Source organism: Actinophytocola sp., assembly GCF_049647105.1.
In the GTDB taxonomy this organism is placed as follows: domain Bacteria; phylum Actinomycetota; class Actinomycetes; order Mycobacteriales; family Pseudonocardiaceae; genus Actinophytocola.
Map to the genome: position 1 here is coordinate 1 of NZ_JBARWZ010000141.1, position 20865 is coordinate 20865.

16 protein-coding genes are annotated in these 20865 nt (G+C 66.3%); 9 read left to right on the top strand and 7 right to left on the bottom strand.

Annotated features, from left to right (window positions below; genetic code table 11):
• Positions 1 to 1504: 1504 nt before the first annotated feature.
• From WBA97_RS16760 to WBA97_RS16780, 5 genes are all read left to right on the top strand, one after another.
• Positions 1505 to 1690 carry a hypothetical protein gene (locus WBA97_RS16760; protein WP_424231754.1) on the top strand — a complete coding sequence of 62 codons (186 nt, stop codon included), beginning with the start codon at positions 1505 to 1507 and terminating at the stop codon, positions 1688 to 1690.
• A 619-nt stretch (positions 1691 to 2309) separates the two neighbouring features.
• Complete coding sequence (tnpC, locus tag WBA97_RS16765) at positions 2310 to 3515, top strand: IS66 family transposase (protein WP_424231801.1); 1206 nt, start codon at positions 2310 to 2312, stop codon at positions 3513 to 3515.
• Positions 3516 to 4157: 642 nt separating this feature from the next.
• Entirely contained in the window at positions 4158 to 4436 is a 279-nt protein-coding gene (locus WBA97_RS16770; protein WP_424231755.1) for a hypothetical protein, read from the top strand.
• A 66-nt stretch (positions 4437 to 4502) separates the two neighbouring features.
• Positions 4503 to 4976 (top strand): SUKH-3 domain-containing protein, encoded by a 474-nt coding sequence (locus tag WBA97_RS16775; protein ID WP_424231756.1) that lies wholly within the window; start codon positions 4503 to 4505, stop codon positions 4974 to 4976.
• A 666-nt stretch (positions 4977 to 5642) separates the two neighbouring features.
• Positions 5643 to 9044 (top strand): P-loop NTPase fold protein, encoded by a 3402-nt coding sequence (locus WBA97_RS16780; RefSeq protein WP_424231757.1) that lies wholly within the window; start codon positions 5643 to 5645, stop codon positions 9042 to 9044.
• 90 nt (positions 9045 to 9134) lie between these two features.
• Here WBA97_RS16780 and WBA97_RS16785 read toward each other — a convergent pair whose 3' ends face one another.
• Positions 9135 to 9713: a hypothetical protein gene (locus WBA97_RS16785; RefSeq protein ID WP_424231758.1), complete on the bottom strand. Its 579-nt coding sequence runs from the start codon at positions 9711 to 9713 to the stop codon at positions 9135 to 9137.
• Positions 9714 to 10643: 930 nt separating this feature from the next.
• Here WBA97_RS16785 and WBA97_RS16790 point away from each other — a divergent pair.
• The gene (locus WBA97_RS16790; RefSeq protein WP_424231759.1) at positions 10644 to 11063 is read left to right on the top strand and encodes a hypothetical protein; all 420 of its coding nucleotides are present in this window, start codon (positions 10644 to 10646) and stop codon (positions 11061 to 11063) included.
• A gap of 22 nt (positions 11064 to 11085) precedes the next feature.
• Here WBA97_RS16790 and WBA97_RS16795 read toward each other — a convergent pair whose 3' ends face one another.
• Entirely contained in the window at positions 11086 to 12171 is a 1086-nt protein-coding gene (locus tag WBA97_RS16795; protein WP_424231760.1) for a DUF5937 family protein, read from the bottom strand.
• 99 nt (positions 12172 to 12270) lie between these two features.
• On the opposite strand from WBA97_RS16795, the gene WBA97_RS16800 reads away from it, so the two are divergent.
• Positions 12271 to 13482, top strand: a complete 1212-nt coding sequence (locus tag WBA97_RS16800) for an MFS transporter (protein WP_424231761.1) — start codon at positions 12271 to 12273, stop codon at positions 13480 to 13482.
• Here WBA97_RS16800 and WBA97_RS16805 read toward each other — a convergent pair.
• The 3 genes from WBA97_RS16805 to WBA97_RS16815 all read right to left on the bottom strand — a co-directional run bounded on the left by WBA97_RS16805 (position 13472) and on the right by WBA97_RS16815 (position 16556).
• On the bottom strand, positions 13472 to 14293 hold the full coding sequence (locus WBA97_RS16805; RefSeq protein WP_424231762.1) for an SGNH/GDSL hydrolase family protein: 822 nt from the start codon (positions 14291 to 14293) through the stop codon (positions 13472 to 13474). The two genes, WBA97_RS16800 and WBA97_RS16805, sit on opposite strands and share 11 nt — an antisense overlap.
• A gap of 57 nt (positions 14294 to 14350) precedes the next feature.
• Positions 14351 to 14524, bottom strand: coding sequence for a hypothetical protein (locus WBA97_RS16810; protein WP_424231763.1), 174 nt, complete (start codon positions 14522 to 14524; stop codon positions 14351 to 14353).
• A gap of 439 nt (positions 14525 to 14963) precedes the next feature.
• The gene (locus WBA97_RS16815; protein WP_424231764.1) at positions 14964 to 16556 is read right to left on the bottom strand and encodes a prenyltransferase/squalene oxidase repeat-containing protein; all 1593 of its coding nucleotides are present in this window, start codon (positions 16554 to 16556) and stop codon (positions 14964 to 14966) included.
• Between the two features lie 286 nt (positions 16557 to 16842).
• Between WBA97_RS16815 and WBA97_RS16820 the strand changes: the two genes are divergently transcribed.
• Positions 16843 to 17832, top strand: a complete 990-nt coding sequence (locus WBA97_RS16820; protein WP_424231765.1) for a hypothetical protein — start codon at positions 16843 to 16845, stop codon at positions 17830 to 17832.
• A gap of 32 nt (positions 17833 to 17864) precedes the next feature.
• Here the strand turns inward: WBA97_RS16820 and WBA97_RS16825 are convergent, their stop codons facing one another.
• Positions 17865 to 18980: a hypothetical protein gene (locus WBA97_RS16825; RefSeq protein WP_424231766.1), complete on the bottom strand. Its 1116-nt coding sequence runs from the start codon at positions 18978 to 18980 to the stop codon at positions 17865 to 17867.
• Positions 18981 to 19029: 49 nt separating this feature from the next.
• Complete coding sequence (locus WBA97_RS16830; protein ID WP_424231767.1) at positions 19030 to 19701, bottom strand: SDR family oxidoreductase; 672 nt, start codon at positions 19699 to 19701, stop codon at positions 19030 to 19032.
• A 242-nt stretch (positions 19702 to 19943) separates the two neighbouring features.
• Between WBA97_RS16830 and WBA97_RS16835 the strand changes: the two genes are divergently transcribed.
• Positions 19944 to 20849 carry a cation diffusion facilitator family transporter gene (locus tag WBA97_RS16835; protein ID WP_424231768.1) on the top strand — a complete coding sequence of 302 codons (906 nt, stop codon included), beginning with the start codon at positions 19944 to 19946 and terminating at the stop codon, positions 20847 to 20849.
• Positions 20850 to 20865 lie beyond the last annotated feature (16 nt).

Sequence of the window (20865 nt, forward strand, 5' to 3'; positions counted from 1 at the left end):
GCCTACTACGCCTGGCCGGCATCACCCAAATCACCCGCACCCTGCAACGCAACGCCGCCGACCGAACCCGAATCATCCCCATCATCACCGCCGCTACCAGCACAAACCGACTTTGACGTTCACCTGATGTCGAGTATGCCCTTGGCGGTCTTGAATGGATCTTCCCGCATGTCCAACGAGAAGACATCGCTCGCGAGGTACGTGACTGGCTGGAGTATCGAGGCAAATTGTAACGTTGAGTTGATCCGAGAAGGTTCGGACAAGTTTGACCCGGTCTGTAATGATCGGCGGCGGCGCTATGGAAATTACGTTCCGTATTGATCTCCATGGTGCGTTGATCGCGCTTGTCCGGTACGTCAACGGTTCTTGCCGCTAATCAATAGACGTGAGTGAGTCGCGTGTCAGTCGCTCCAGAGTTGCGTACCGCGCTGCAGAGATTGCGAGAAGTGCGATCAGAACAACCCTCTAGTGACCAGGATGCCGAATCCTTTGCTGATTGGCGCGAAAGGATTGCGGATGCGCTGGACTCGCTGGCTCTAGTCCTGGTTTATCAGGAAGATCGGCAGAGGGCGGCCGCTGAAGCGGGGGCCGCTCGTGCTGAAGCCGCACGAATCCGTGCCGAATTAGCAATCAACGATGATGAATCTGCGGATTGACGCCGCATTTATGGCGGCGATCGGTAGACCGAGAAACATCGCCCCCGGCCTGAGGGGATTTTCGGGCGTCTCTTGCGGTCCACATCGGCACGGAGATAGACGCTGCTGCCTTTCTTGGTGGTCGAGGTTGATCGATCCGCTGATCGTCGTCGACGCCTTGGACCTATTGCACTGTGGTCTGGTCAAGTCAGGGCATGGCTGTCTCGCCCCGGACTTGATGGAGACATCGAACACCCGGAGGATTCGCACTCATGGCGACACCACGGGAGTACCCCGACGAGTTGCGTGAACGAGCGACACGTTTGGCAGTCGAGACCAGAGAGACCCCGCGACGGCTGGTGCAGTCGATCGAAGGGTCAGACTCGGTGCTGGCGTCCGACCCCAAGACGGGCCGGACCGAGGCGCGCAAGGTGGCCGGAACCGACTGACACTGAATCAAGACTATCCAACCTGCATCACGCACTGTGTGGATGTGCAACGCGGATGGGCGGGACTTCCCGATGTGATCGGGCGAAGCAGCGCATATGATTCCGGAAACGCTCGAACAGTGACGAAGTGGGTGGTGAGGGCTGGCAATGGGAGACTATTTGGATGGTCTCGGCTGGCTTCGGTTCGTGCCGAGGTCTTCGTGGCCGATTCCGGAGGACATCAAGGGTCCTACGCGCGTGCCCACCACCAACCTACTGGTCGCGATCCTGACAGAGGAACGAATCGGGAATGACGTGCTTGAGGCGGTTGGTGAACTTCTCGCGGAGGAGGCACGTTACAACGTGTGGTATGCGACGCGGGTGAACGGTCGAGTTCCGCCGGAGGTGCAGGGCGCCCTGCATACGGGCTAAGGAAATGTCGTGCGGCGGGCCTATGAGCCGTGGGCTGCGTACCGGGCTGCACTGATCGCCGAGACGGAGGCAACGAGACGCAATGGTGAGTTGGTTCCTCTCTCCGATGCGGAGTATGACGCCTTACTCAACGCGCTGCGAACGGTGCGCCAAGACCTCGTCGAAGCCCGGCACAGCCTCGACGACGAGGGGTGACGAACGGGCCCTGTCGGTCAGCATCAGTGCCGCCGGACTGGTCTCCATCGGCGCATGTGAACCTGTCCGACGGCCAAGCTGATCAAGTCGGCGGGACATCATGCGAGGTGATCGTTTACCTGGCCCCCAGAAGGAATGGCTGCACGCTCCATGGTGGAAGCTCCGGACCTACATGTCTCCCGGTATCTCGATGGGGGATATGGACCCTCGCTTGGTCGGTCACGTGGTTGAAGTGGAAATTGTCTGCGTCCACGCGTTCGGGGTGGGTGTCAGATGACACCTCAGGGCGTGTACGGGCATGTGGACGCTCATCATGTGACAGACAGTCGATTCGCAGTGGAGGAGGCCTTGAGGCGTGTCGGCGAAGTTCGGACGGGTCTCGTGCTCGCGGTAACGCCAGGGCGGCAGCCGACGCTAACGATCCGTCCTTCCGAAATGTCGGACTCCTGACGCTCTCGGCGCAGTGAGTCTTTCATCCGGTGGCGATCTCGTATGCGTTGTGCTGCATCGTATATCGAGCGTAACTGGTCAGGCCGCTCGTAAGTCTTGATCGTCTGCGTGGGGTGATCATGGTGTGTCAGTTGGTCGTGTTCCGTCCTATGAGGATCTTGTCGCTTTGGTGGTGCGGCAGGCTGAGCGGATTGATCAGTTGGAGGCCGAGGTCGCGGAGTTGAAGCGGCGGTTGGGGCAGAACAGTCGGAACTCGTCGCGCCCGCCGTCGTCGGACTCGCCGTTCACCAAGCCGGCGCCGAAGTCGTTGCGGCGCGAGAGCGGTAAGAATCCGGGTGGACAGCCTGGGCATCCCGGGTCGACGTTGGCGCTGGTCGAGGACCCGAACGAGCGAAAGCGGCACGAGCCCGGCGCGTGTCGCGGGTGTGGGGCAGGTCTGGCGGACGCACCGGAGGTGGGTATGGAGCGCCGACAGGTGTTCGACTTGCCGCCGGTGACGGTGCAAGTGACTGAGCATCAACTCATCGCGCGCCGCTGCTCGTGTGGGACCACCACCTGCGGTACCGCCCCGGATGGGGTGACCGCACCGACGCAGTACGGGTCGCGGATCACCGCGATCATCCTCTACTTGTATGTCGGGCAGTTCCTGTCCAAGAAGCGCACCGCGCAGGCGCTGGCCGAGTTGTTCGGCACCCCAGTCTCCGAGGGCACCGTGGCCGCGGTGACGCGCCGGGCCGCTGACAGGCTGGACGACTTCCTCGATGTCGTGCGTGATCGGATCGTTGAGGCGGAGGTGGCCGGGTTCGACGAGACCGCTCTGCGCGTGGCCGGCGAACTACACTGGGTGCACTGCGCCCGCACCGACCGCTACACCCTGATCACCTGCCACCGCGGACGCGGCCAGGAAGGCATCGACCACGCCGGTGTCCTCACCCGCTTCCGCGGGGTGGCGGTGCACGACGCGTGGGCGCCGTATGACACCTACGTCAACGCCGACCACCAGCTGTGTTGCGCGCATGCCCTACGGGAACTCCAGGCCGTCGCCGACACCGCCGCCCAAACTGACCCAGACGCGCGGTGGCACTGGGCCACCCAGGCCGCCGACGCGCTGGTGGCGATGCAGAAACTCGTCGACGACGCAATCATGGCCGGTGCTGACACTATCGCCCCCGACCTCCTCGGCACCCAGGTTGGGCTCTACCACTCGGCCGTGCAGATCGGCTACAACCAGACCACCGCACCCTCCACCAAGACCATGCAGAAGCACAACGCGTTGGCCCGCAGACTGCTCGACCGCCAAGACGACTACCTCCGCTTCACCCAAGACTGGCGAATACCACCAGACAACAACGGATCCGACGCGACATCCGCATGATCAACTCCGGCAGAAAGTGTCCGGCTGCCTCCGCAACCCTCACCGGCGCCCGACAGTTCTGCGCGATACGCAGCTACCTCTCCACCGCCGCGAAACACGGCAAACAATTCTTCGAAGTCCTCGTCATGCTCACCGACGGCCACCCCTGGACACCCGCAACCAGCTAATCCTCCGCAACGACCTGACCAGTTACAATCGGACGGTCTGGTAACTATCATCCAGATTGGCGAAACTGTGTTACGCACTGCGGCGACATCTGACGACTGGTGGTCGGGCTGATGTGCAGATGGAGTCGACAGCCATTGTAAGCTGGCTTAAGGAGACAACCAACTTCTAGTTGTGGAGTGAGCAGAATCGTGAGCGATGATCGGGAGAGAAAAGGTTGGGAATGGGTTCGGCTCGTGGCCCCGTCTGTGTGGGTCATTCCGGACGACATCAGGAGTCCGACGGCTGTGCCCCCCACTAACCTTTGCATTGCGATCCTTGCGAGTGAGAAGGTCGGCAACGACGTGGTTGAATCGGTGGGTGAGTTGATAGCTGAGCAAGCGCGGTTCAATGTGTGGTATGCGACGGCGGTAAACGGCCGACTTCCTTCTGAGAAGCAGGCCGCTGTTCATACGTTTTCGCGCGATATTGTGCAGCGTGTCTATGAGGTCCGAGTTCAGTCTGGAGGCCGCCGACCTCGTGGCGTGGGGTGGCACGGACAATGGGGACATGTTGCTGTGGCTGCCGACGGGGACGCCGGAGAAGTGGCCGACGTGGATCGGTGCGGCACGGCAGTTCTCGCATCGGGTGGTGCACGCGTCGTCGACGAGGGTCGTGTTCGACCTGTTGACCGGGCGGTTGCGCACGAACATCTTCCCGGACGACTTCCCCAGTGACCGGCCGGAGTTTCATACGGTGTTCCGCCCCTTGTGGTGAATGAAGGAGATCCGAGTCGGTGCTTGTCAGGCGCGGTGCAGCTGATCTGGTGAGAGGAAGGTGAACGTGGGAATCGTGATCGGCGGCCGGGGTCGCCAGTTGGCTGAAGAGGTGGGTTGGCAGCCGGAACGTGCTATGGATGTCAGCGTAATCGTTCATGAGATGATCTCGGTCGGCTTCGATGTGTCGCCTGCTGCTTTGCGATTTCTGACGGCGTTTTCAGGGCTGCGAATCGTGCATTCGCCCAGTATTATGTTGAATGACCGAAGAGTCTGGTCCTGGACCGAGTTCGATCCGAAGCAGGTGCGCACGGAGCGCGGCTCAATAATTGCTTGTCGGTGTGCGGAAATCGTGGACGAGTCGTCGTTGTGTCCGGTAGGAATCAACAGTTTTCATTTTACCATTTACATATCGCCTGCGATGAGATTCTTTGCGGGAATGGATTCCTCGGTGTACGGGTACGGTGACTCGGTCGACGAGTTTTTCGCGAGGCTCGTTGACGAGGAAAAGCCGGTGTTTCTGGGGAGTTGGGCGCTATAGTGGCGTCGGATGTTGGACTGCTGTTGAGATGAGGATGCAGGACGCAACACTAGTGTCGCGTGTCGCCAATCTTCCGCCTGTGGTTGCGGCGGAATTACCTTCGCCCACAACAACGGCCCTGTACATGACGCCGAGAACGCGATTGCCGCCCATGTGGAGCCACTGGGAACCTGGTGTTAATGAGCGTTTCGCCGCAGTACGCGGGCAGTGGCCCGATCCCCACGCGCGTCTTGTTTGAGGCCTGGACGACTTCGGCTGGTCGTTCATGCAAAGGCTGCCGAACATCTTGAGGATGACATGAGTGTGCTTGACGATCTGCGGTGGTTGTGCCCCCTCACGGTGCGCGGGCGATGCAAACGAACTGCGCGGAGATCCGAGTCGGTGCTTGTCAGGCGCGGTGCAGCTGATCTGGTGATCGGGGATCTCCTTCGCCAGTGTCGCGGCTGCATGGACCTGGCGGATGAGGTCGGTCATCACGGCGAACCGGGCTTTGGGCGCACCGCCTCCTTGGAGTGCGGTAACCCGACTCCGCAAACCCAGGCACATCAAACTTTCCACCAAAACCGGAGCTTGACAGGCTGCGACCCGACGTCTTCGGCCGGTAACGCCCACGGGTCGGTCACAAAGAGCCACAATTGGCGGGGCTCGGATACTGGGAGGGATGTCGTGACGCTCGGAGCGCCGATGATGCACTGGTCGATCGTCCTGGTCGAGGTCGTCAAGTTCACCAACCCTGGTCGGACAATCGGCGACCAGCGGGAGATCCGGGACGGCATGTACGACGTGCTGCGACAGGCGTTCGACGAGTCCGGCATCGACTGGGCGCAATGTGAGCACGAGGAGCGCGGCGACTGCGTGCTGGTGCTGGTGCCTGCGAGCGTGCCGAAGGTGGTCCTGGCCGATCCGTTCGTGACGCGGCTGCTGGCCGCTCTGCGCCGGTACAACGCGGTCCGGGTCGCCGAGGCGTCGATCGGCATGCGTATCGTGCTGCATTCCGGTGAAATCACCCGGAACTCTCCGAGCGGGGGCGGGGACGCGCTGAACAGCGCGTTTCGTCTGCTGGTGGCCAGTGACGAGAAGGCCGAGTTGAGGGATTCAGGCGGAATGCTCGCGGTGATTGCGTCACCGGAGTTCTACCGTGACGTGATCAAGCACGAACCGGCGGCGGAACCGGGTTCCTACCAGGCAGTTTCCGTCGAAGTTGGCGAATTCTCGAGTGAGGTGTGGTTGCGGATACTGGGCCTCGGCGCGTCGCAGACGACCGCCTCGTCCGCGCTGAATCCAACCGGCGAGAAACCTCGGATGGTCGAGGACCCCGCTGAGGCCGTGAGCCTTCTGGGTACGGCCGGGCAGGTCAGGGTGTCAGTCGCTCGAACGTCCGAACCATGGCTGCTGGACATCGACACGATCGTGCTCTCGGTTGGCTCGTCGTTGGGTGCCCTCGGCCTCGCGGTGCGCGGCGAGTACCCGGAACCGGACTGGAATTCGATCGACTACGGCAGGATCTCGCCCCAGGAACCGGTCTTGATCGACCTTGGCGGCAGCGGCAGACATGGCGGACGTCTCCGGCGCGCGATCTTGGCGTCACCGCATTCGGGCGGCATGGGGCAGGTCACGCTGGACGCCATCCGGGACGCCACGCACGAAGCCGTCGAGTTCGCGGATCGGTTGGGCTGCACCAGGCTGGGGCTACCACTGCTGGCCACCGGGGTGCTGGGGTTCAATCCACTGGACGTGGCCAGGACCGTCTGCGACGAGACCTCCCTGGCACGTCTTCGGGCCGCCACGGCGCTGCGGGAGGTCGTGCTCCTCTGCCGGGACACCCGGACCCAGGCGGCGATCCGGGCCGCGTGGCGGGACGCCACCGTCGACACCGCTACGCCGGAACCGGTGTACTCGGATGGGTTCGACAGTGACCGGGTGGCTCCAGACTCGGGGATGCCGCGGTACTCGGATGATCTCGCGGGTGGGTTCGACAGCGATCGGGTGGATCCGAACTTGGGGATCCCGCTGTACAAGGATCAGCTTGGGCTGGCGCCGTACGTGTCCATGCTGGCGGCGGTGGTCGCGGACCGGACAACGCCGCTGCCGTTGTCTGTGGGGATCTTCGGTGAGTGGGGCGCCGGAAAGAGCTACTTCATGGGCCTGCTGCGCCAGCGGATCGACGACCTCGCCGGGTCCGGAACGTACTGCGGCTCGATCATGCAGATCGGGTTCAACGCATGGCACTACGCGGACAGCAACCTGTGGGCAAGCCTCGGTGACGAGATCTTCCGCCAGCTCGCAGGCCCCGGACCCGACGTCGCGCACGACAGGCGCCGGCTGCGCGACGAGCTGAGCCAGGTACTGAGCCAGCGCGACGTCCTGAAGGCGGCGACCGAACACGCCGAGACCGAGGTCGCCGTGCTGCGTGCTCGCGTGGACGAGGCTGCCCGGCAGCGCACGATCAGCATTCGGGATCTCCTTGGGTCACCATCGTTCCGGGACGAGGTCGGTGGCATCTGGCGCCATCTGGGCATCGACGACGAGGAGGAGCAGGGCCGGCTGTTCGTCGAGCAGCTACACGGCAGTGTCGATGAAGCTCATGCGTTGCGACGCCTGCCGTGGGTTGGCCGGGTCAGGACAGTGCTCGCGGTGGCCGCGGTCCTCGTCTTCGTGGTGCTGGTCGCGGCGTTGCAGGTACCGCAGTTGCGCAGTTGGCTGGCCACGATCGGCGGTGGTTTGCTCGCCACGGCCCTCGCCGTGTGCGTCGCGGTGACGGGTGCCGCCAGGTCAGGGCTGCGCAAGCTCCGCCGAATCGTGGGCGAGGTGACCTCGGCGACGCCGGAGTTGCTCGACGGGCTGCGCCGGGCGGAGGCGGAGCAGCAGGTGGCGCAGGCCCAGCTGGACGAGGTGGTGTCCCGGGTCGGTGAGCTGGGCAGGCAGCTGGCCGAGCTGAATCCCGGTCAGCGGCTGTACTCCTTCCTCGTCGACCGGGCGCGTGGTGACGCCTACGCAGGCAGCCTCGGGCTGATCTCCACCATCCGCAAGGACTTCGAGCAGCTGATCCGGCTGCTCAAGGAATGGCGGGACCACCCGACCCCGGAACATCAGCCGATTGACCGGATCGTGCTCTACATCGACGACCTCGACCGATGCGACCCGGAGCAGGTGGTCAACGTGCTCCAGGCCGTCCACCTGCTTCTCGCCCTGGACCTGTTCGTTGTGGTCGTCGGCGTGGATCCGCGCTGGCTGGCACGTTCGGTCGGCTCGCACTACCGGCAGCTGCTCGACGAGCATCCCGGCACAGATGGGCAGGCCACCCCGACGGACTACCTGGAGAAGATCTTCAACATCCCCATGTTGCTTCCCCGGATGTCCCCCGACTCGCTGCACGACCTGCTGCGCTCGATGGCAGGCGAACACCGGGTCGCTCCTTCGGCACCACCAGCCGCACACGAACCCGCCGACCCGCCACCACCCTCGCAGCCCCTTGGTCAAGTGTCCAAGATGGACGTCGAAGAAGGCTCCGAAGTAGACACTCAGGATGCGGGGCGGCCGGTGCTTCCCAGGCCGCTGACAGATCGCGAGCTCACTCTGCTGGCGGCGCTGGACCCGCTCATCGAGACCCCGCGCGCAGGCAAGCGCCTGATGAACCTGTACCGGATGGTGCGTGCCACCCGCGACTTGTCCGATTCCTCCCGCTTCATCGGCACCGCCGACGAGCCTGGCGAGCACGAAGCGGTCGCGTTGCTGCTCGGTGTCCTGACCGCGCACGCCCACCTGCTCGGCCGGCTACTGGACGCCCAGCCGGACGACCGGTGCAAGGGCGGCCTGCTGCGCTGCCGGACACGCACCTCATGGGGCGAGTTCGTCAACGACCTCGAACCCACCCCTCATGAGGACGGCTGGCGCAACCTGGTGCGCGGACCGCTGGAGGGGTGGGAGGTCGCTACCTGGACCCGCCTGCACACCGCGCTGACCCGGATCAGGCCGCTCGTCCGGCTCGACGACATCGCCACCTTCCAGGCCTGGGCACCGCGCATCCGGTGGTTCTGCTACGTCCTTCCGCGCGAACAGTCCGGGTAAACGACAGCCCAGCGGGGGCGTCAGTGCACCCGCTGGGCCGTCTCGACCGCCTGTGTCAGCGGCTTCAACACTCTGGCGTCTGAGTGCGGCTCAGACTCCTTTGGTTCGTTCGACGAGTTCGTCGCGGTATTCCCGCGCCGCCTGAAACTCCGGTTCGTCGCCGGTCGCCCGCTTCAGCGCGCCTTCCAGGATCTTCAGCCCCTGGCGTTCGTCGCCGTGTGCGTCCGCCTGTCTCGCGGCGTTCTCCATGGCTTTGGCGAGCTTGGTCAGCGCCTCGGGTTCCTTGGCGGCCTTGTTGATCCGGATCCAGTTGCCGCCCGGATCGACGACGGTGAACCCGGTGTACCGGTCGTTGCGCAGCCGCGGCCGGGTCATGCGCGGGATGCCGGAGATGAGTAGTTTGCCGTGCACGGCCCGCATCCCCGCCGCGAAGGCCTCGAACAGCTCGCTGGTGTCCGCCACGATGATCAGGCACGTGCTGTACGACTGCGCCGGGTCGTAGCCGTCCATCCCGAAGAAGTGCAGGTTGATGTCTTCCCGTCGCACCGCGACGTGCGGGTTCGGCCGCGTCTGCCGATAGGTGATCTCGAAGCCGAGCATCTCGTAGAACGACGCGATCTCGTCGATGGATGGACAGGGCAGGAGCGGGATGGTCAGTTCGTTCGCCACCGCCAGAAGCTAAGCCCGGACCCGCCGAAACGACACGGAGCTATTCGCTTATGCGAACAGCGCTGCCGTCCGCCCCGCTGTCCTCGGCGGCCAGCGCGGCGCCGGAGCAGTCCGCGCGACGACCCGGTCGGGGCGCAGCACTGACACCCGGACGCCGGTGCCCCGCTGGTCGGCGCGCAGAACCGCTGCGACCGCGAGGTCCGCGTGTCTGGAGGCGGCGTAGTCGGCACTGCCCGTTCCGACGGCGAAGGCGGATACCGAGGCGGCGTGGATCAGATGCGCTGGCCGACCGCGCTCCGGCAGCCGGGAGACGTTGTTGGCGGTCGCATGCGCTCGAATTCAATTGTCTCTGGATCGATCGGACCGATCCATCGCGGACGTGCGCGATAATATTGGAGCTTCGCTCCCTGCTGATCGAGCGGGTGGAGAACAAGAGACAGGTGAGACATGGTAGATATGCGAGTTACCTATGACAAGGTCGCAAATGCGGCATATCTTTATTTCGAATCCGGGATGTCAAGCAGGGTAGAGCGTGTTGATGTGGACAGGACGTGAATGTAGGTGGGCGGCGGTCGACGATGCCGCGATCAGCAAACACAACCCAACCCGAAGGTGGCTGCCTGCTGCGTCGAAATCGGTGCCTGTGCGCCTGTCGATCAAATTCGATCCAGGAAACTCCGCCAGGTCGATGCGGTCACCGTGCAAGGTGTACGTGATGCGTGCATTGTTGACTTTATTCTGTGATGTCTTCTCTGTGGTACTGCGGCAATACTGAGGGTGTCGCTGTTGGTCACTCGAATGGACCTGTCCGGGGATGATGTCGAACCGTAACGTGTGATGACAGCCGACACGGGGTATTGCGCGGAGCCGCGTTCCCCGCAAATACTGTTGGAGAGTTCTCGAACGTTACCGGAAAGGATATCGGGAATCATGGGCTGGACGAAAATTCCGGGTGAGATGGTGACGAATATCCCCGTCGCGGCGGCGGTCGGCCGTGACGAGGAACTGTTCGTGTTCGCTGTGGGGACCGACCAGCGCATCAACGTCAATCGCCGGACGGCCGACGTGTGGTCGGGATGGGAGAAGCTGCCGGGGGAGACGAAGTGTGCCGTTACGGCGTTCGCTCAGCCAGGGGGCACGGTGATCGTGATCCATACCGGCATGAATGGCAAGCTTTACCAGTCCTGGTGGAACGCGGGTTCCTGGGCACCGTGGGAGTCCTTCGACGGTGGTGCGGGTTCCACCACCATGCCCATTGGCGTCGCAGGCGGCAGCACCAGTCGTTTCTGGTTCCTCACCGGGAACGACAGGAATGTCTATATGGACAGTGCGCGGTACGTGTCCGAGTAACCGGCACATGGGACACCAGCGCTCAGCGCAGTACGGCCGCCAGCAGGTCTGTCCCCAGCGTTGTCAGGTCGGGCAGGTTGAGGGTGTAGCGGACGTACCGGCCATGCCGCTGGGTCGTGAGCAGGCCCGCGCGGCGCAGGGCGGCGAGGTGACGGGAGACCTCCGGGGGTGAGAGTTCCCAGGCGCTGGCGAGTTCGCCGGTGGTGTGCGGGCCGCGGGCGAGGGTGCGCAGGAGCCGCAGCCGTACCGGATGTGCGAGTGCCTCCAGTCGTTGTGTGACCGTTTCCAGCGATACCGGCTCTGATGGACTCGGCTCGGCGACGGGGTACTGCACCACCGGCTGCCATCCTGGTGCGTGGATCACCACCAGGTGCGGGCTGCCGAAGACGCTGGGGATGAAGGTGACCCCGGTGCCGTGTGCGGTGGTCGCGTTGTCCTGCAGTTTGTCCACGATGATGCGGTCGCCGTCCGGCGCCAGGGTCACGGCGCCGGAAACCGCCGCGAGTGCCGGGCCGATGCCCTGACGTTTGTGCAGGTCGTTCTTCATGCGCAGGTCGGCGCCGAGTCGCGTGGCGACGCTCGTCCATGCGGTGTCGAAGAAGGCCTCCGCGCATTGTTCGAGGGTGTTGCGCACCCGCGCCCGCACGGCCGCGGGGTCCGTGAGCAGCCGTTCGGCGAAGGCTTCCTGGAGCGCGCCTCGGGCCTGGGCGAGGTCCAGTGCCCGCTCGCGTGCGGTCGCGTCGGTCAGTGGTGACGGCGCGGCGAAGTGGACCCGGTTGCTGCCGCACGTGGTGATGAGTGCGGCGGTCACATAGGTTTCGTCGTCGAGCCGGTCCACGTCGTCCAGCTCCTCGGTGAGGGTCGGGCGGGGACGAGCGGGGACCAGGAAGTCGGCCCGCGAGGAACGCCAGAGGAACTCCGCTTCCCTGAGCCGCTCGGCCAGTTCCGGCGCCAACCCGGCCCAGACGTCCCCTGCCCAGCCTGCGAACCGCGGGTGATGGCCGGGTTCGGCCAGCACGTGCAGCATCGCGGTCAGCTCTGCCAGCGGGGACGCGGCGAACCGCAGTCGCCCGGAGGGCAGGCCGCTGATGTCGATCCTCAACGTCATCCCCTCATCATCGCTGGTCGGATGGCCGGCGACCTTCTCGATTGACGGTGTCGGTCAATCGAGAAGGCAAGCGGGGTGTCCAGCCGCACCGTTGACGCCATGGCAACCACCACCAAGATCCGGCCCCGCGCCCTTGTCCGCGCCTCCGGAGGTCCCCGCTATGCGGTCGCCCTGGCCGTGGACGCCCTCGGCACCGGCATGATGCGGCCCTTTCTGCTGCTCTACGGGGTGATGGTGCTGAGGCTGTCCGCGTCGGTCACCGGCATCGCCATGACGGCCGGTGTCGTCACGGGTCTGGTGTGCATGCCCGCCGTCGGCCGTTGGCTGGACCGGGGTGCGCGCAGCACGGTCGTGGCGGCGTCGATGCTCGTGCGGGTGCTGGGTGTGGCGCTGCTGCTGGCCGCCCCCGCGGGGCACGTCGGGCTGTTCGCGACCGCGGCGCTCTTCCTCGGCATCGGCAACCAGGCATGGCCCGCCGCCCATGCGGCCCTGGTGGCCACGGTCGCCCACGGCCAGGAACGCGATGCCGCGCTCGCGGGTGGTCGCGCGCTGCGCAACGCCGGCCTTGGGGTGGGTGCGCTCGTCGCCACCGCATGCCTGGCGGGCGGCACCACCGCGTTGCAGGTGCTGGCGGCCTTCACCGGGCTCGCCTATCTCGCCGCTGCGGCCCTGGCGTGGTCGGTCCACCTCCGCACCCACCCGGCCGCTGCCCCGGCCGAGGACAGCGACGGCGGGCCCGCACCTCGGATGCGCGCGCTACTGGCCGCCAACGTGATCTACGTCTTCTGCCTCAACGTCCCCGAAATCGCGCTGCCCCTGATCCTGGTGACCCAGTTGCACGCGTCCCCGGTGTGGTCGGCAGCCATCTTCGTGGCCAACACGGTGCTGGTGGTCACCCTGCAGGTGCCGGTCACCGTGCTGATGTCCCGCTTTGCCCGGCGGACCGTGCTGGCTGTTGCCGGGGTGGTACTCGCCGTGTCCTACCTCGGTTTCCTCGCGGCCACCGCGCTGGGACATGGCTGGGGTGCCCCGGCCGTCGCCGCGGTGTCCGTGGTCTGCACCATCGGCGAGATCATCTATGCCGGTAGCGCCACAGCACTGGTCACCGTCCTCGCGCCGACTCATGTCCTTGGCCGTGCCCTCGCCCGTTTCCAGCTCTCCACGGGCTTCGGCCTCGCCGTCTCCCCGGCGGTCATCACCGCTCTCGCCTCCCGCGGCCCGGCCGCCCTGTGGGGCAGCCTCGCCGCCGCGACGCTCCTCTCCGCATCGGCGGTGGCCACCGAGAAGGACCGGCGGGCGGTCAGCCGGTGATGGCTTCGAGAGTCGGGAGGTAGCCGTAGCGGTAGCCGTCGTCGTCAGGGTGGTAGGCGAAGACGAGTCCGCTGAGGTCGTGGATCCAGGGGCTTGTGTTGCAGATGCGGTGGCCGTTGAAGGCGGGCACCGCATCGCCGTAGACAGCGCCGTTGGCGCTGGCCCTGGCCGAGGAGATGCCGCGGAACACGGCACCCGCGTCCGCGATGGCGGTCCGCTTGGCCAGGCTGAGGCCGAGCAGGCCGCAACCGGAACTGAGGGCGAACAGTCCTGGCGGGCCCATCAGGACGACCTCGGCATTGGGTGCCGCGGTGGTGATGGCCGCCAGCATCGCGTCCAGCAGATCGCCGAGGTCGGCCGTGTAGGCGTCGGACAGGTCCTCCCACGCGTTCTCGCACGCCGCGTCGCTCTGTGTGTGGCAGGTGAAGATGGCCTGCACCGAGGCGAAGTCGTTGGCGCCTGCGGTGACGGTGACCAGGGTGGTGGCGGAGCTGAGTCCGCCGAGCTGGTTGTTGATGACATCGACGGTGGTCGCGCCGCTGCAGGCGGCGAAGTCGAACGACGACACGTCGTGGTTGTTCACCCACAGCACGGGGTAACTTCCCGTGTTGCGCGTGCAGAGCAGGTTCAGGTCGTACGGGAGGGCGAGCAACGCGCCCGCCCCGGCCGACAACGAATCTCCGAGGGCGGAGTACACGATCGGCGGGTCATCGGCCTGCGCGGGTGCCGCCGCGACCAGCGTCGCGGTACACACCCCCACCACGGTCAGGGCAGCAGCCACGCCGCGCCGGATCGGTCCAGAGCTACGCATCCGGATATCCTTGCTATGTGAGGGAATTCGAGTGGATGAGACTTCATCCCGGGTCGGCTATGCCGGGGCCGACAGGTGGCTGTAGCTGACCGTCCCGTCCCTCAGCCGGAGCCCCAGGTGCAGACCCCCCATGAAGGACGGCGCTGCTGCGGGCGCCTCGGCGATCACGGAGCAGTCCAGATCCTGGCAGTCCCATGGCGCGTTCTCCACTGTGGACTGATTGGCCGACACGAGCTGGTTCTTGGGGGCAGCGCCCCACCGAGTGGGCCGCCACCCGGCGGCTCGGCCCGGAGTTGGACCGCACCGTTGGCGTCGGTGAACATCACGGCCAGCCTGTCCCTGGAGCGCCCCACCGCCGACAGCTCGGCGGAGATGTCCTTGGCCGAGTCGCTGAATTCCGACCAGATTCTGCATCGTCGACTCCGCCATGACTGGACTCCTCCCGGCTGGGCACCGCGCTCCTCCTCTTTTGGAGCGGGCGACACCCGGCCCATCGGAGTCCAATGGAGAGGGAATCAGCAGGCCAGGCGCCCAGCATGCGACGCACCTTTCCCCGCAGGCAAGGAAGTGTTCCGCTACGTGGCACAGACCATCAGCACGTACGGAGCCGACCGGCACCCGCGCCCATCGCGGGCGGCGGTGTTGTGATTGCGGGGTACGGCGGCGGTCATCAGCTGGACGCGGTCATGAGGTGGCTCATGGCGAGCAACGCGAAGCAGTCGGCGAGCACTGGTGCGTCGTGCGGAAGGGGGCGCGGTCCGGCGGAGTCGGGTGGGGCGCTGAACCCTCCGTTGGCTTCCTGTTGGGAGAGCAGGTATTCCAGGCCCGCACGCAGGGTTGCGGCTTCGCTGGATCCGCCGAGAGCGATGAGCGAGTACGCCGTGCTCAGCACATCGATGGGATCTCCCGCACGATGTCCCCAACCGCCGCCGGTGTCCTGCGATTCGACCAGGAACCGGGTCGATGCCGCGACAGCTGTCGTGATCCGCGTGCCCAGTTCGCCGCTCGGTGGCTCCGGGTAGTGGGCGAACGCGATGAGCGCTCGCATGATGGCGTTGGCCTCACTGAGGCTCCAGCCCCGTTCGAAGGTGCCGTCCGGCTGTTGCCTGTCCAGCAGGTATCGCACCGCCGCGTCGCGGATCCCGGTGAACCTGTCAGCGGTTGCGAGCGCGGCGACGGCACTGCCGGTGACGCCGATTTCCGCGGTGTTGCCGTGGTAGTAGGTGGCAAAGCCGCCCGTGTCGTTCGACAGTGTTTCGAGGTACGTGTCACCGCGATCGATCGACTCCGCGAAACGCCGTTCTCCCGCTCCTCGGAGGAACTCCAGGCAGTAAGGGCTGCAGTCCGCGTCGCTCTGCCGGACGCGGGGGGCGAACGGCCATCCGCCGTCCGGTCCCTGATGACGAGCGACATAGTCGCCCATCGATTCGATGACGTCTGTGGGTGCTCCGGCCTCGACCAGTGCGATGCCCGCGACGGCCGTCAGGAACGGCTCCCAGCCGGCGATGAATGGAAACCCGCCGTCCTGGTTCTGGCACCGCAGCAGCGCCTCGATCCCGTCGGCGATCAGTGGCGACTCCGGCCGCGTCCGCCGCACGGCCAGCAACCCAAGGACATGTGCGAAGACATCCGCCTCGAAGACGGACCGATCGCTGCCGGAGGCGAGCGTTTCGTGCAGGTACGCTCGGTCGGTGTCGGTCGCGAGCGCCGGTTCGGCGCGGTGGTGGGCGGCCAGCACCTTGAGCGCGCACATCTCGAGGTTCACCCACGTCGCGTACTCGTCGTAGTTCACGGCGGCCAGGTCGAGGGATTGATCGGCGTCATCAACACCGAGTTCGGTGAGAATCACGCGGAACATGAATCTCTTGCGCGGCGAGGTGAAGTGATCGAAATCGTCGAGGAATCCCAGTGGGCGCACGGCGGTCCCGGACTTCTCGCCGAGTACCGCACTGATCAAAGCGAGTTCAAGCTGCGCCACGGAATCCTGGCGCGATCCCAGGCTTTCTCTGCAACGAACCAGGTATCCCGACACGGCGTCGCGCACCGCGGGTCGCACCCGCTGCACCCGCAGGAGGTGCAACATCAACGCGGACTCGAGAACCCTGCTGGCACAACGGTCCCGAAGGCCTCCGTCATCCGACACGCTGCCGATGACATGGGCACGAAGCCAGGACCGCGCTTCCGAGGTCCGCTTCAGGAGATCGCCTGTCAACCAGGAGTGGTTTTCGACGATCAATGTAAAGTGACGGGTGCGCGACAGCATGTTTTCTCTTATCTACTCCCCGCAAATGGCGAGTACGGCCACGCTATCAGAAGAAGTCGATTCATGACGTGCGGTGATCTTCGACCTCGACGGCTTTGATCGACTCCGGACCTGCGAGGGAGGTGCTGCGGTATCTCGCCGTCGTCTGCACCCGGATCTGGCTGGCGGTTCAGCTGGAGTAATCGATCGTCCATTCCGGGCGGCTGCCGGGTAACGGGCAACGTGTTGGTGTCGATGATCGAACTGACACGACGAACAGGGCTCGTCGCTGGGGATCGGAGTATTGATGGGTAACAAGCTGGTCGGGCGGCTCGGCGCTGCCTTGATGATCGTGGCGGGCGTGGCCGTGTTCGCGCCGGTCGCCGCCGCCGAGGAGGCGAACTGGACCGCCGTCGCACTGGAGGTGCCTGCGGACGTGTTCTCCGTCCGGGTCAACGGGACCGACGGTGTGGACAAGATCGTCGGCTCGTACGACGGGTTCGGGGAGGGCGGGCAGATCCGGCCGGGTGTTGTCTGGCATGGCACGGCGTTGACCGTGCTCGGCGAGGCGTTCGACGACCTCACCGACCTCACCGCGATCAACGGGGGCGGTGTGGCGGTCGGCTCGCACGCGTCGATCGATGAGCAGTCGCAGGCGGTCAAGTGGACCGGCGGCCACTACGAGGACCTGCCGGCGCCTGCCGGGTCGGCCAGCGTGGCGACCTCGGTCAACGAACGCGGTGACATCGTCGGCACCGCCGACGGCCAGGTGATCCTCTGGCCGGTGTCGGCCCCCGGCACGTACCGGCTGCTGCCCATGCCCTACCCCACCTTCGCCACGGGTGTCTCGATCGGCAACGGCGGCACCGTCGCCGCCGGCGTGCTCGAACCAGTCGGCTCCGGGCCGAACCGGGCCTTCCGCTGGGACAGCGCAGGACAGCCGCACGAGTTGCGGCGGGTCGAGCAGAATTACGGGCACAGCGTGCTGACCATCGAGAACGGCACGATCGCCGGCTCGGCAAACCTGCTGGGCGCCGTGATCTGGAAGGCCGGCGGCAAGATCCAGCGGTTCCTCCCTGGCATCCAGCTGTACGGCATGAACGCGAACGGGGACCTGCTCGCCCGCGGCGACGAAGGCGGCTCGTGGTTCGTCGAGGAGAACGGCGTCCGCACCGACTTGCCGACGACGTTCCTGCCGTCCTACCCGACCACCCTGTTCACCAACGGCACGGTCGCCGGTTACTCCTACGACGAGACCACCTTCGAGCAGACCGCCGTCGTGTGGCAGCGCACCTGAAACCCCGGCGTTCTGGGGTGGATGGTCGACGGTCAGGCGAGCGAGGTGGCGAGCACGTTGTCGATCGACCTCAACCGGGCCGGGTCACCGCCGACGACCGGGAGCATGCGCGTCGCGTGGGCGTGCAGAGCCGTGTCGTAGTCCAGCTCACCGGACACCAGGGTGGCCGCGGCCTCGACCAGTTCGTCGAGATCAGCTTCGATCCTGGTGCGGGACATGCTCGGTGAACGTTCCCCGTCGTCGTCGATCATCGGCGGTTCGGCCGAGAGCATCGTGTAGGCGGGGAAGCGGGACACGTCGGGGACGACCGTGTAGAAGGGCACGCCGTTGAAGAAGTACTCCGGCCAGCGGTTGCCCCCGATCGTCAGCCACGGGGTCCCGGCCGCGAGCGCGACCATGCCGAAGCCGGAGTGCGGGGAGACCAACACGTCACAGGCGGCCACCGCGGCGACCTGGTCGACCAGCGGCTCGTCCACCACGTCGAGGTGGCGGGGCATGGCTGCGCGAACGCGGTCCAGCTCCTCGGCCGTGAAGGTGGTCGAGGTTCGCGTGTCCGCACGTAGCTTGCCGACCAGGCAGAACGTGGCGGTGGGAAACTGCTCGGCCAGCGCGTCGACGATCAGCTCCCATGAACGGGTTGACGGATAGAACGGGCGGGGCGCGCTTCCGCCGGGCAGTACGGCAATTCGGGGTCCGGTACCGGGAAACCGGTTGCCGGTCGGTGGTATCGACAACCGCCAGTGCTCGCCGGGCGAGTACGGGACGGGTGTGGGAAAGCCCGCGAAGCCCTGCTGGCCGACGAAGTGCGCCGAGCTCGCGTCGAACCAGGACGCGATGCCAGGGAACAGGCTCCGCTGTGACGGTTCGTAGCCGCGGAAGTCCGAGACCACCGCGTCCCATGTGGACGGTAGTGCGGACAGCGTCCGCGAGTGGTCGGCCGCATTGTCGAGGGCGTCCATCGGGACGGAGTAGACGCGCTCGACGAACGACACGTGGTCGGCGAGCTCGGTGGCGGTGTTCTCGTTGAGCGTCACCGACACCCGCCGCGACGGATCCGCCGCCCGATAACCGTTGGCGTAGTGCAGGGCCTCGATGACGTGGCCGACCGGGTGGCAGTACACGAAGTTGACCAGCAAGGAGGACGCCACCAGGCGAGATTTGCACGCCGAGCCCCGAGAGACAAACGTATGCGGGACGTCAGCCGTTCAGCGCCTGTTCGATCGGGGTGTCGCCACCGATCACCACGTAGATGCGCCCGGCGGTCTCCGGGCGGTCGAGGAGCGCCGCGAGCACGGCGGCGACGTCCTCCCTGGCGACCGTGTCGAACCTCGCGCCCGTTGGCCCGACCCTGTTCCCGGCCGTGAGTTCGACGGTGCCGGTGCCGAGGTCCTCGGTGAGCACGCCGGGCCGCAGCACCGTCCAGTCGAGCCCGTCACGGTCGAAGATGTGCTCTTCGGCGGCGCGCTTGGCCCGTAGGTAGGCGGCGTACCCCTCGCCGATGTCGCGGTCGTCGGCACAGCCCACGTTGATGGAGCTGACATGCACGAACCGTCTTACGCCTGCCCGTTCCGCCGCGTCCATGACCAGCACGACGGCGGCCCGGTCCATCTTGTCGCGGCGTGCGGCGGTGGCGCCGCTGCCGGAGCCCGCCGAGAAGACGGCGGCGTCGGCGCCGGCGAGGGTTTTGGCCACCTCGTCGACGGTCGCCTGCTCGAGATCGAGCACGACGGCCTCGCCGCCTGCCCGCCTGATGTCATCCACGTGCCGGGGGTTGCGCACGATGCCCACGACGGAGTCGCCGCGGTCGGCGAGGCGCCGGACCAACCGGAGGGCGACCTTGCCGTGGCCGCCGACGATGACAATCTTCATCACGCCCAGTATCCCGGCCACCAACCCCCTATCGCAGCCAGGCGGGCATCTCACCCCGGTCGGGCGAGGCGCCGGGCGGGATCGATCGGGCAGAGTCACATATCCGCGGGGTTCGGGAGGTGCACCGTGGCGGCCCTGACCGCAATGGACCAGTACGCGTTCGGGCTGTTCACCGGAGCCGGCCATGCCCCGGCCGGCTCCGGTGACCCGGTGGCGGACGCTCCCGGTGCGACGCGGTGCCGATGAACGCACGCGCCGGCACCAGGGAGCAGTCCGCGCTCCGGTTGTCCATCGTGGTGTCCGCTGTGATGACGGTGGTCGCCGTGGCGTGGGGACTGGCCAGCGGATCGCGCGTGGTGCTCTTCGACGGGGTCTACATCCTCATCGGCACGGCCCTCTCGGGCCTCGGGCTGGCCGCCGCCCGCGCCGTCGAGGCGGGCGCGAGCCGGCGGTTCCCGTTCGGCCGTGAGGCGCTCACCCCGCTGGTCATCGGTGTCCAGGGACTGGCGTTGCTGGGCACCTGCGCCTACGCGGTGCTCGACTCCATCCGGGTCATCGCCTCCGGCGGGGTCGACGTGGCGCCGGGCGCGGTCGCCGGGTACGCGGTCGTGTCGGCCGTCGTCTCATGGGGCTTCGCGGTCCATCTCCGGAAGGGGGACCACGCGTCCGAGCTGCTGGACGCCGAGGCCCGGCAGTGGATGGCAGGCGCCGTCCTCAGCCTGGTCGTCGGCGTGGGTGCCGTTGCGGCGCTGGTCCTCCAGCGCACCGCCTGGTCCGGCGTGGAGGCGTACGTCGACCCGGTTCTCGTCATCGTCGCCTGCGTCCTCATCGCGCCTCATCCCGTGCGGATGGTGCGCACCATGATGACCGAACTGCTCGAAGGCGCACCCCCGGTGCCGGTGCAGGAGCCGGTGCGCGCTGCCGTGGCCGCCGTCCGGGCCGAGCACGGTCTCGGCGAGCCCGACGTCCGTGTCGGCAAGGTCGGCCGCAAGCTCTACGTCGAGGTCGACTTCGTGGTCCGGCCGGGGGAGTGGGACGTCGCCGACGAGGACCGGGTCCGGCGGGCCGTCGCCGAGCGGCTGTCCCATCTGCCCTACGACGTCTGGCTCAACGTGGAGTTGACGACCGACGCCCAGCTCCTGGCCTGAGCCCTGAGTTCCCTAG